The sequence below is a fragment of the Microscilla marina ATCC 23134 genome (assembly GCF_000169175.1).
In the GTDB taxonomy this organism is placed as follows: domain Bacteria; phylum Bacteroidota; class Bacteroidia; order Cytophagales; family Microscillaceae; genus Microscilla; species Microscilla marina.
In genome coordinates this window covers 139,894-152,030 of sequence record NZ_AAWS01000003.1, presented here as the reverse complement: position 1 = coordinate 152,030, position 12,137 = coordinate 139,894, and the positions used below count along the sequence as shown (strand labels likewise).

11 protein-coding genes are annotated in these 12,137 nt (G+C 37.8%); 5 read left to right on the top strand and 6 right to left on the bottom strand.

Going from position 1 to position 12,137, the window contains the following annotated elements; translation table 11 throughout:
* Nucleotides 1–748 precede the first annotated feature (748 nt).
* Nucleotides 749–1,339, top strand: a complete 591-nt coding sequence (locus tag M23134_RS03255) for a hypothetical protein (protein WP_045112916.1) — start codon at nt 749–751, stop codon at nt 1,337–1,339.
* Between the two features lie 771 nt (nt 1,340–2,110).
* On the opposite strand, the gene M23134_RS03250 is transcribed toward M23134_RS03255, so the two are convergent.
* Together M23134_RS03250 and M23134_RS03245 are read right to left on the bottom strand one after the other, a co-directional pair.
* A complete protein-coding gene (locus M23134_RS03250) occupies nt 2,111–2,674 on the bottom strand; it encodes a hypothetical protein (protein WP_002693906.1) in 564 nt (187 codons plus the stop codon).
* Nucleotides 2,675–3,138: 464 nt separating this feature from the next.
* Nucleotides 3,139–4,434 carry a DUF2851 family protein gene (locus tag M23134_RS03245; RefSeq protein WP_002693904.1) on the bottom strand — a complete coding sequence of 432 codons (1,296 nt, stop codon included), beginning with the start codon at nt 4,432–4,434 and terminating at the stop codon, nt 3,139–3,141.
* Between the two features lie 469 nt (nt 4,435–4,903).
* Here M23134_RS03245 and M23134_RS37470 point away from each other — a divergent pair, with 469 nt between their 5' ends.
* Nucleotides 4,904–5,239: a DUF192 domain-containing protein gene (locus tag M23134_RS37470; RefSeq protein ID WP_157558313.1), complete on the top strand. Its 336-nt coding sequence runs from the start codon at nt 4,904–4,906 to the stop codon at nt 5,237–5,239.
* An 85-nt stretch (nt 5,240–5,324) separates the two neighbouring features.
* Here M23134_RS37470 and M23134_RS03235 read toward each other — a convergent pair whose 3' ends face one another.
* On the bottom strand, nt 5,325–5,807 hold the full coding sequence (locus M23134_RS03235) for a hypothetical protein (protein WP_002693901.1): 483 nt from the start codon (nt 5,805–5,807) through the stop codon (nt 5,325–5,327).
* 430 nt (nt 5,808–6,237) lie between these two features.
* Here M23134_RS03235 and M23134_RS03230 point away from each other — a divergent pair, with 430 nt between their 5' ends.
* Nucleotides 6,238–6,747, top strand: a complete 510-nt coding sequence (locus M23134_RS03230) for a hypothetical protein (RefSeq protein ID WP_045112915.1) — start codon at nt 6,238–6,240, stop codon at nt 6,745–6,747.
* A 20-nt stretch (nt 6,748–6,767) separates the two neighbouring features.
* Here M23134_RS03230 and M23134_RS03225 read toward each other — a convergent pair whose 3' ends face one another.
* Nucleotides 6,768–8,219: a C1 family peptidase gene (locus M23134_RS03225; RefSeq protein ID WP_002693898.1), complete on the bottom strand. Its 1,452-nt coding sequence runs from the start codon at nt 8,217–8,219 to the stop codon at nt 6,768–6,770.
* 253 nt (nt 8,220–8,472) lie between these two features.
* On the opposite strand from M23134_RS03225, the gene M23134_RS03220 reads away from it, so the two are divergent.
* A complete protein-coding gene (locus M23134_RS03220) occupies nt 8,473–9,201 on the top strand; it encodes a hypothetical protein (RefSeq protein WP_157558312.1) in 729 nt (242 codons plus the stop codon).
* 163 nt (nt 9,202–9,364) lie between these two features.
* The gene (locus tag M23134_RS03215; protein WP_002693896.1) at nt 9,365–9,865 is read left to right on the top strand and encodes a YcxB family protein; all 501 of its coding nucleotides are present in this window, start codon (nt 9,365–9,367) and stop codon (nt 9,863–9,865) included.
* Between the two features lie 76 nt (nt 9,866–9,941).
* Here the strand turns inward: M23134_RS03215 and M23134_RS03210 are convergent, their stop codons facing one another.
* On the bottom strand, nt 9,942–10,430 hold the full coding sequence (locus M23134_RS03210) for a hypothetical protein (RefSeq protein ID WP_157558311.1): 489 nt from the start codon (nt 10,428–10,430) through the stop codon (nt 9,942–9,944).
* A gap of 91 nt (nt 10,431–10,521) precedes the next feature.
* Complete coding sequence (locus M23134_RS03205; protein WP_002693894.1) at nt 10,522–11,949, bottom strand: MATE family efflux transporter; 1,428 nt, start codon at nt 11,947–11,949, stop codon at nt 10,522–10,524.
* Between the last annotated feature and the right edge of the window lie 188 nt (nt 11,950–12,137).

The window sequence follows — 12,137 nt, the reverse complement described above, 5'->3', positions numbered from 1 at the left end:
CACGTTGAGGATAAACTCACTAGTGCATTGGGGACTAGTGTACTTTGAAAGTAGCCTTGCAACTGCCCTATACAATGTAGGTTTCATTGCAAATAAAACTTGTAATAGATTCATAAATACAAAACTAAACCTATATCTAAAAAAACAAACGCCTGGTTGAGCATTTTAAATTGAATTTGATGGATACTACTCAAAAAAGACAAACCATACTAAAATTAATTTCATTGAAAGCTTTCTTCTGCTTTTTCCTACTACTTGCAGGAAACGTAATTCAAGGACAAGATGCAAGTTCAGGAATCATACTCTCTACTTACGTAGGAACCAAAGGTGCCAAAAAAACACCTTGAAATAAACAAGTTCATTATCATAACTGACCTTTCGCAGGTCAAAAATTTGTTTTTTGTGAAAAAATACCACTCAGCAAAATATGCTCATAAAAAGCAATGATTCGAGTATCTGTGAGCCATTACTTTTTTCTACAGGTAAAAAAGTAATCAAAAACCCCGCAGCTGTAGTTTGTTTCGCCTAAATCTGTTGCACTACGCCGAAACAGCTCAAACTCGCTTCGCTCAAACAGTGATCTGTTTTTACGGCTTCGTTTCACAGATTCTTAACGGCAACAAACTAAGGCTGAATCCAGCTGACGCAACCTTAGTCCTAAACTGTATTTTTTTGCTTAAAAACAAAAATACATACTGCGAAAGGTCAGATCATAATATACATAGTGCAATATTTAAAGTAAATAACCATGACAAAAAACGTAATACTTCAGTTAACATTTATCTTATTATCCCTCGCAAGTTGTAAGCCTTCATCCACAAATAAACCAACTTTAGATGATTATAAAATTGGTGAGAAATGGACTTGGAAATGGGAAAGTACCACTAACGGGAAAGTGGGAGGGACAGGTGAAGATATACGACAGATAGTAGATTATAACGGTACTTTAGGCCTTTGGAATGGTTCGGACACACTAAAGATGGCTGACATTCTGAATAAAAAGAAAAGTGATACTCCATATCGTAGCTGGCCTTTGAAAGTAGGAAAAAAGTGGAAGTATGAATCTAAGTGGACAAACGAATCTGGAGAAAAAGGAATCACCAGTCAAGACGCTGAGGTTATTTCATTTGAAGAACTTAACCTACCAGCTGGAAAGTTTATGGCATACAAAATAAAATATGTGGGATATATTCAAAACTATCAAGTGGGTGGCAAAGGAAAGGTTACTGATACTTTTTGGTATTCTCCCAAATTGAAACAGAACATCAAACACATCCAAGAGGGTGGTGGTGGCTTTCGCTATACAAGTGAGTTAATTAACTACACAGGTGCCAAATAAAAACTAAAAAACTATTAAAAATACACGCAGTGTTTAAGGTTCGTTTTCTCCGAATAAGTCACTGTTTATCAACATGTTACTTAACATAAAAACTATAGTTAAATAAATTACAATTTTATTAACATTCCTTTAACAGTATTACATAGAACCTTTTTATACCTAGTAGCGTATGAAAGGATATACAAAAGAAATAAAAAATATTAAAATAAATCACGGGTTAGTTTAGATTCCATAGATACCTTGCAGATTGTTGATCTCAAGGTATTTTTTTTGATTACCAGAAAACAGGACACCTGCCTACTAATTGGCATCTGCCCTACCCTGAAAAACACAACGGTTAAAAAAAACGGTATGCCCCTCAAACAAACCCTACCTTTGCTTCTAACTAACAAATCCATAACCCACTGAAAATAAGTGTGCTATGAGTATGTTAGTTGCCTATGAACCGAATCTACAGCAGCTTGCTGTGATGAGTTCAACGCAGTTAAACAAGGTGTACCTAGAACAATACTCCGCAGTGATTTTAGTCAAAGTTGTTTGCTGATTAACTTTGTTGAGCTCGCCAGAGGCTCGGTTATCAGTTATTGATGAATTTAAAAACTATTTAATTGGGTGTTTAGGCATAAAACCGAAACACTTTTAAAAATAAAGTGAGTACGCAATCTTAATATAAAATGCTGGTTTACAGCATTTAACAAGGTGAACATTTACTCGAATCAGCTATGGACTATCGACTAAATACTATGGACTATTGTAGAACCTTGTCGGTGCTTAATACTCCTCTTCTTTCAATTCTTCAAAAGAGTTAATCATATCGTGCAAACGAGCATCATCTTCACCAGGTTCATCATCTGCCAACCAGGTAGTTATTTGGTAAATATGGGTTTTACCTTCTATATAAGCCACAATCCCCCAGACAGACTCCCACTTATCACCTAGTTTGATCAAGGCACTCATTCCGGCTTGTATGGCATTATGACCATTAATTTGCTTAGCGAAAGGTTTGCCAAAGCGGGCATTTTTTATGGGCACCCCCAACAACTCAGGGTTATCTGCCAGGGTTTGCAAATGACTAGTCAACAAGGCCTTGCCACTCTCTTTCAAGTGGTCGGTCACTGCAATGCACTCTCCCCTTTCTTTGTCACGATATAGCATCGCAATGGTATTTGAGTGGTTTTCATATTGTTTCATTCCTCTCGAAATGGAAATGCTGTACCTGTTTTCTATAGTTTTGGTTTGGTACGTGCGGTCACCGCTACAACTACCAAGAGTGAAGGTAAACAGGGTGTAAAAAGCTATAGGCAGCTTATTCAGGAAACTATTTAAAGTACTCATAAGAGAATCTTATATGCTTTATCAATGGGTTGCCTTGCGACATCCCGCGTGTCTTTGTGATTTAGTTGGAGGCAAGTTCTTTGTTTTTTCATAAAAAAGCCAAAAACCCTGTTTACATTTTGTATACACACCTAGACAATTCCTTGAATATTGCCACATTAACTACTCTAAGGAATAGCGAAAAAATAAGTGACTAATTTCCTCTAAACTGAAAAGTTATTTTTTGTCCATTCCTAAGTCAATACTCCGCAGTGATTTTAGTCAAAGTTGTTTGCTGGATATCAGTTATTGATGAATTTAAAAACTATTTAATTGGGTGTTTAGGCATACAACCGAAACACTTTTAAAAATAAAGCGAGTACACAATATTAATATAAAATACTGGTTTACAGCATTTAACAAGGTGAACATTTACTCGAATCAACTATGGACTATCGACTAAATACTATGGACTATTGTAAGTATCAGTTGGGATTTTTTACAATAGAAATTCCTATGCTACACTGAAGACATTTGCGAGGTGTACAAAAATTATTGTAGAGCTCGATCAAGGCTTGAGAGTCAAAAGCTGTTTTGACTTTTAGCCCTAAATCTTCCCACATTCTCAGTATATGATTATTTTCGGCTTTGATATACTCTAAAAAGCCTGTAGCACGTTCCATGTACTCATCTTGTTTCTTCTCTTTGGCATACAATACCAACAAAGGTACTACGGTGTTGATGACGATGTTCTCTATACTGTCCTTGCCTAGTAACGGTACGGGCTTTTTGGCAGGCTTGCCTGGTGTATAGTGTTGTTGCCAGTAAGCAGATTGACTCACTTGTAATTTTTTGGCCAATGTTTTATAGTCATTGTTAAAAAACAGCGAAAATAAGTTTTGTTGTTGGTGAATGAGTGAGGCAAATTGTGCCAACCTTATGGTGGGAAAATTGGTAGGGCGCAACCGCATAAACTTCCAGTGTTCGTAAGACATTTGCTCGTCTTCTAGTCGGTGCTTACGCTGCAAAAAATGATGTTCTTTTCTCAAACGATCAATGTATTCATCTTCCACTTTTTCAGCATTGGGCTTATCATGAAGCAAGCCTGCCTGCCCCAACAATAATGCTTCTAACTGAAAAATACTATCCTGACTTTTGCGTAAAACTTTAAGGGGCAACCCTTGGCTAAGCCTTAAAAAGGGCTCGCTATTCACCTTAAACCCAAAGTTTTTTGCCAGTACCTGGTAAGTAGTTTCGTCCCAGTCTTGTTTATTTTTTACGAGCAACGCCCTCAATAAAAAGGCTTTGTCTTCAAGTCGTTTGGCAAGCGCCTTGTCAAGCATGGCCAACTTTTGAATAGTTTTGACACTGGCAAATTGCCGTGCACAAGGAATAACATCTTTGTTGCTCAATAATACCTGGTATTGGTCCAACCATTTTGGGTTGGTGCGGTCTTTGAGCTCCAGGGTGGGCATAGGAGTATTATCGGCGCGTAGCGCAGGCGCATCATCTTGCCACACTACGTGCAAGATCACATTGTTATAAGCCGGATTATGTTGATGTTGGTGGGCGTTCCAGTCCGACGATTTGAGGTGTATCTCAATGTCGCCTGCCCAGTCTACTCCTCCTATTTTCACTTTACCCAGACTGAAGTCTGCCCCGGCATCTGCGTTATGATTACCCACTTGTAAAACACTGAGCGTCTCGCCTTGAGTTGTACATAAGTCTTTTTTGTCAAAGTATTGAAACAACCACAAAAAGTGCAGAAAATCTTCTTTCATTACTATTAACTATTGTTTATGGATAGAAGTTGTCTCGCCTTTTAGAGTGTTGATAAAAATGGTTGCTTTTGTTCGTTAACAGAGCGTTTTTGTTGAGGCATAGCAGCGCTACGTTAGCGGTCAAAATGAGCTGTTTTTAGTTCATTATTAAAAGGCGAGATGACTTCAAAGAATAACTACTCAATAATCTACTATTAAATGTTTGCAATTGAAAGAGGAATGTTTAAATATAAAGTGTCATTACTTATTTAGGGAGCAACCAGTAAATAAAGTACATGTTTTCAGTGAGAGGTTTTGGTTTGAGGCGAGATGGCAACATCCAGTGGATGTTGAGCCAGCCTGTGCGACGGTTGCGAGCGTAGCATAGCTACAGTCAAAAAATTTAACGACGCATCAGGGCGAAACATCCGCTGTCAAATGCGTATACTATTTGTGGATTACTCCCTTAAAACCAACAAACCTTAAAATATTGAGCAATCATCACCAAGAACAACCCATAGTAGAGCTAGACATTGATGGTAAGATGCACCGATTGCTGGTAGCTGACCACCCCTACGCCTGGCAACAAGGCTTAATGCATTACCGCGAACTCACCCAGGCTGATGGTATGTTATTTATATTTCCGGTCAAAGACTATCACTCGTTTTGGAACCAAAATACTTTTATGGACTTGGACATTTATTGGGTGGCAGACCATACCATAGTAGGAACTGCTTTTTTACCATCTATTGAAAAAACAGGTAAAGTAGTAAGTGTGGCTTCGCCCGAACCCGTAGAGTGGGTAATTGAAGTGGTGAGAAAATAGTATGCATAAAAAAATCCCGTGATTGATACTTATGATCAAACACGGGATAAATATTTTTAAACACTGTATACAGTGTAATGGTGACTTATTTTTGGTTTTTTCTCTTGGCTGCTTGCTCAGCTCTCATAGCAGTAAAGTGAACCTTTTGAGTAGCGTTCAATGCTTCTTTGATTTTGTCTTCACGACGCACACGCATTTCTTTGGCTTCTTTGTTCATTGCTTTTTTGTCGGCAATCAACTTCTTCTTCATTTCTTTTAGCTTAGCAATGCTTTCTGCACTTTGAGTTTTTTTAGATTCTGCTTTAAACTCTTTTACATCAGTACGAAATTTTTTCTTTTTCTCTCTCAATGCTTTCTTATCAGCATAAAACTCAACATAAGCAGTTTTGATGGAAGCCGTTTGGGTGGCTGTTACGTGCTGGGCTTTGTCAGTAATCTTAGAGTTGATGTATTTGGTAATGTTGGTTGCTTTTCTGGCAGCTTTTTGCTCTGGTGTCTTTTTTTGAGCTTGGGCAGCAAAAGTAAAAACTGTAAGTAATAAGAATACTGGTAGTAGTCTACGTATCATAACTTCTAAAAAAATTAAATGTTTAAATGTTAGTTTTCCCTTGTTGTAACGCAAAAAGGTGCTATTTTAATGCAAAGCACAATAATATTTTTTTACGTTTGACAAAAAGGCTTTCAAAACGCTTTACAAATTTACAGAAAATTCGTGGGCTTAACCAAGTATTTGCCTGAATAAACAAACACTGACAAAAGCACAGTTTCTGGAATATGGTAATAAAATCACCTTTTTTTACCATAGTTTATTCTACAAAACAAAGATTCGGCAATTGTTATGTTTTCACGTTCAAACATATAACTAATTTAGTAGTTACATGTTGTAAATCACCCAACTTTATTTGCCATTTCCTTTCTTTTGCAACGTTTTTCTAGTTACACTACGTTAATAGTAGCAATATTGACTCAAAACACCCCAAACATAACCTTGAACAAATATGTCGAAAAATTTACTTCTCCTTATACTCTTGTTATTCATTGCTCAAGTATCTTTTGCTCAAAAAAAATGGCGTAGGTACAAGTCAAAACCAGGAAACTTTAAAGTAAAACTCCCTGCCAAACCCACGCTCAAGGAACGTAAAAACCAATACATTTTAGAGACAGAGTCTGAAGGGGTTTTATACCAGATACTGTTTAACAAAACCCGACAAAACAATGACCTAAAAGTTGCCCAAAAATTAGTATCAAAGGAGTTGGACAAGGTAAGGAGAGATTTACGCCTCAAGGAAGAACTCCGAATAGAGAGTAATATGGGCACACTCATGCTAGGCTTACCAGTGCAAGGCATCCGCTTTCGAAACCAACGCAATCAATTGTACCAATACCGGGTATTGGTAACCAAATACCATACTTACCATTTTATCATTACCAAGTATAACAAAATTCTGGACAAGGCTCGTTCTGCAAAGTTCTTTGGTTCTTTTAAACTCTGGAAAAAAGAGAAATAATCCAAAGGCAAAAGGGTAGTTTATTGGTGGCGCATCCGTACCACTACTGGCACTATTACTTTATTGGTTTTAGCCTTAAAATTGATCATAGATTGCTCCATTTTAATCTCTTTTGGCAGTGCTGCCTGGTTTCCTAATGCTTTGCTGAGACGCTGCTCAAATGTACCTGTAGCTTTTTCAATAGCTAACATAATACGGTCAATGCTGAGCGATTTTCTCGCAAATAATACACAAAAGTAGTCTAGTCCTTTGGTATCGTCCAACTCTATTACGTTGTCTTCGTGAGGAATAATCGTTTTGGCTCTTTTATGATTTTTGATAGAACTTATTTTGGTACCCCGTGCCTGTTGGTGGTAGGCTTCCAGCACATCTCCGGCAAACGGAAAAAGCTTAAAGCATTTATTTGTTCCATCAAAATTGAGTGCATATACATGAATGCGTTGGTTATTGGTAATGACCATTTGAAAGCTATCACCTTCGGTATAAGCATTGAGCATTTGGTAAGAGTTGCCCACTTTGGTTGCCCGCATATCTTTGAATACCTCGGTTTCTTTGAGGTATTGTTTAAAAACCACTGTACCTGAAATAGTTGCCTTGGGAATATCTTTGCCCAACATATCGTCAGAGATTAAAACCGGACTGAATGGAATCATTTCATACGCTTGTGCGCAGTATTTTTGAAACGACTCATAGTGATAGTACACAAAACCTCCATCCCCCCATTTAGTCCCCCAGCTATTCATCAACTCAAAAGCCTGCTTTTTGTCGTCGTACCCCACTACCACCATCGCATGACCACCTCGGCGGGCGTTGGCTGGTGCCGGGTCGCGGTATACTTTTTTGGCATAAGTAAAGGTAAAACCAATTTTCATAGCTACCACTACGGGATTACCCTCTGCAATACTTTTTTTTACCATCGCCACTTTGTTTTTGGCACTACTAAAAAACAAGCGTTGATAATCTTTAATGCGGTATTTGCTGGCTTTAGCTTTGTCGGCAGGCTGGGGCATACGGCTGCAGTCAAAGGCAAAGTCTTGAAGTGGCATAGCTCCTTGTTTTTTAAGCTTATACATCGCATCGTACACGTAGGTACCTGATTTGCATAGCTTATCTCCTTTTTCGCGGATTTGATTGTAGATAAAAGAGGGGGAAAAAGCAAGTTTAGTGATTTTCTGCCGATTGGTAATGCCTTTTTCCATAGCGTAAATAATGGTACGAGCACCATAAGTAGAAGACCAGGCTACACAAGTACCTGTTTTGCCTTGGTTGCCTGGAGTGGGGCAATATTTTTTTAATGAAACTTTGCTTGGCAATGCCTTAAAGTCTCCCCGTGACACATGGGCAAGCTTTACTTTGTTGTACCCTTCCTCGTCTATTTTTACCCCCAAACCATAATCAAATTGTTGGGCATATAGTATGTTGGGTGATATAAACCCTACCACCACTAAAAAAAGTGCGTATTTTAACTTCATATATTCAAGAGTTGATTGAGTAAACAATAGTCCAAAGCTATCGCGTGGGCATAAAACACTAGTACAATACTGATAAAATTATATATCAATTTATTTTTCATATCATTTAATGAGAAATAATATAGCAAAAGTTATCTCTATAGAGTCTTTATAAGCAGCATTTGTAATGAAAAAAGATAAATTTTATTGCCTGATAAAGGAATCGTTTATATTGAATATATTACCTTTAGAAAAGATAACCTTTAAAATTACTATGATGAACAAATACCCTTGTCTATTTTTACTACTTCTTGCTTTGTGGGCTTGTCAGCCAAACAAAGATGCCCAAAGTACTGATGAATTGTCAGACACAACCAACAACACCCTCACAGAAGGTACCCCTACCAACCAAGCAGTAGTTAATTCAAGTGTTAAGTTGCCTGCTCATTTGGCGCAAGCCAAACAAAAAAGTAAATATAAAGATGTAGAGGTGGTTGATTTGGGCAAAATGGTCCCTTGTGCTTTTAAAGGATTTCAGGCTGTAAACGAAGCAGCGTTCAAAGGTTTGCAACTAGAGCAATACTTGCAAAAAACAATGCCTGATGAAGCTACATTTAAGAAAAACAAGCATTTTTACTATGCCTTTCAGTCAAATGTAAATGGACACGTAGTAGTGATATTGCTTTCTTGTATGGAAGGAATGAGCAATGAGATAACCGGGCTGATGTACAACAAAAAAGGTCAATTGCTGGGCAATGTATCCCTTGCCTATAATGGAGCCGATATGGATATGGTGTGGAGCTTTAAAGGGCAGTTTAAAGCAAATGGAGTGTATGCTTATGAGTATAAAAAGTACCTGGGTACTGAAAAACAAATATGCGAATGGTATAACTCCCAGCTTACTTTTACCCCTAAGGGTAATATCACCTTTGGCGATACCGTATTTAAGGCGAAAGCCGCCCCACAAGTACCTTGTTATGAAAAGTTTAGAAAGAAAGATTAGGTATATAATATAAAAAGCAGGCAGATGATTAAGTGTTTAATTATTACAAAAAACAGCTGAACATAGAAAATAGAACTTCTATGACTCATAAAAACCGAAATAGCCGTATATTTGCATTTTGATTTTTGAGAGTACGTGACTTATTCACGAAAAAAATTCAGTAATGATTGTAAAAACCAAAAAATTCGAACTTCCTAAAAAAGTCTATTCCCGCATAGGAATGAATAATGTGCTTAAACAACAATGGTGGATTCCTGCTGGGTTGTTTGGTATTTTTATGTTGCTAAACCTGATTACGGTAAGCTTTTGGTTCTTTTTTCTGGCGTTTTTGTCGGTAGGTTTATATCTCTTGTTTTGGTATATCCAATTTGCCGGAGCTAGTCAACTACCTCAAAACAAGGTAATGTTTGAGAAACTTCGTTATGAAATAGACAGCCGTCAGATTATGATTAAGCTCAACCAACGTGAAGGAATGCCGATGAAGTGGGATGTGATAAAAAAAGCCGAGAAGAGAAAAGACTATTTTTTGTTTGTAGTTTCTAAAGGTCAGTTTATATACATTCCGTTTAACGCTTTTAGCAACCCCAAACACGACATTAGAGTAGTAGAAACTATATTGAGACGCAAAGGATATATCAAGGAAGAAAAGAAAGAAGTCGCTTAATTTTTTTAGGTGATATTTTGCAATGATCAGTCACAGGTTTTACCCAAAACTTGTGACTTATTATTTTTAGGGGGCACTACCTTGGCTGACTAGGGTAGTCAAAAGGGTCGGTGCAGGGATCTACGGTATAGCCCAGGTATACGCCCAAACAGGTGGCATCCCATACATATTCATTGCTTTGCTCGTCTTGATAACCACCAGTGCGCACATGCACATACGCCAGGTCTATGTAAAACGTATCTTTGATGATAGTTTTGGTATAATTGATTACCTTATTGTCTTTGAGCTCGAAGGTGGCAAAAATAAAACCTTCTATTTTTAACTGAAATTTATCTTTGATTTCAGTGGGTGCTATAATTACCTTTTTTACTTCTACCCTGCGGGCAACATCTTTGAGTTCGCACCCGGCAAATAAAATAATATCATCTTGTGTTCTTAAATAATTGGCTGCTTTTTCTGCCTGTTTCTTGGTCAAATAACACATCCGGCACTGAGCATTTACTGTCGTTATGTTTGATAGCAATAGTAAAAGTCCCCCAACCCATAGCAGACATAATTTTTTCATACAATTAATAGGATTTTCTTCGACGGTACAAATCTACGCAAATACCCCTAATAGTGTGCCGAACTCGTATTATGAAAATTATTTATTTTTTTTAACCAAGTATCGGTTGTGGAGAAGTAGCAGAGGCAGGGTGTGTTGGTATTTGGCTTTGGTATTGTACCTCTTTCCGATCTAATTTTTTGAACTCAAGCGAAAGCAACACCAGTACTAGAGATATTACGACTACATCTACCAAAGGAGCGCTTAGGTACACTCCAGAAATACCCACATAAGTAGGCAAAATAAGGACAGTAGGTATAAAAAACACAACTTGACGTGCCACGGTAATGATACCGGATAACAAGCCATTGCCTATTGATTGCAAAAAGTTACCTACAATAAACACCAGTGGAATGGCGGGCATCATAATCATGGCTACTCTGAAGTTATTGATATCTGTCACTGTAAAACGCATATCTGGCAAAAGCCAATGCAAAATGGTAGTAGGGAAAAGCTGCACTGGCAACCATATAGCAGTAAGCAATACCATACCTCCGGTTACAAACACTTTGACAGTTTGTTTTACCCGTTGAAAATCTTTTGCGCCATAGTTGATACCTACGATAGGTTGCATTGCCTGCACTAAGCCAAATACTGGCACAATGGCCAACATCAATACGCGATAACAAGCGCCCATAAAAGCAATGTCGTTGTCATTGCCATAATAGGCTATAGATTTAAATACAAAGGTTTGCTGCACCAAAAACATCAGTTGCATCATCATAGCTGCTACCCCCACCCCCAACACTTTGGGCAAAATAGAACGGTCAAGGGTAACTTTTTTCAGATCAACCGGAAAGGAGTTTTTGCCTTTTACAAAATATAAGTAATTTAATACTGTGTATACTCCCAATGACGACACTGTGGCAAGCGAGGCACCTTCTATCCCCCAGCCAAACCCTGTAATAAACAAAGGATCAAGTACCATGTTAATGACCATGCTAATGGCAGCATACTTCATAGCAATGTTTACTTTACCTTCGGCACGAATGAGCATATTGGTGGCAATAGCAAAAACACGAAAAAAAGAACCTAGCATAAATATCTCGAGATAGGAGGTGCCATACACCAACACTTCGCCTTTGCCACCCATAAAAGCAATGAGGGGACTGGCGTAGATATACCCTAATACAGTGAGTATAGCCGAAAAAACAAGCGACATGCCTAATAAATTACTAAATACTTTTTGCTGGGTTTCTACATCTTGCGAACCAATGGCACGGCTCAATACCGAGGCAGAACCCACGCCAATCATCGCAGATAATGCGGCAGGAATCATAGTAATAGGCAATACCAAAGAAATGGCAGCCAAGGCGTTTTGACCAATAAGTTGTCCTACAAACAAAGCATCTACAAAGTTATTAATGCTCACGACAAGCATACCCAATATGCCAGGGGTAGCCATTTTAAACATTAATTTCCAGATGTTTTGATGAAGAATTTGCTCGCGTAAAGACGCTTTCTGATTAGACTTTTGCATAATTTAAATTAGGCCTGCGTTACGATGGTTATTTGGTATATGGTGGTATTTATGGTATATTTTCAATACTGAATTACGTGTTTTTAGTAATAAATTCTATAATTATATCAAGGTATAACATATCTTTAACAGGGCTTTTAGGGTAAACGAAAGGTAAAAAAAAGAGGCTGTCATAAGTATAGTTTTAG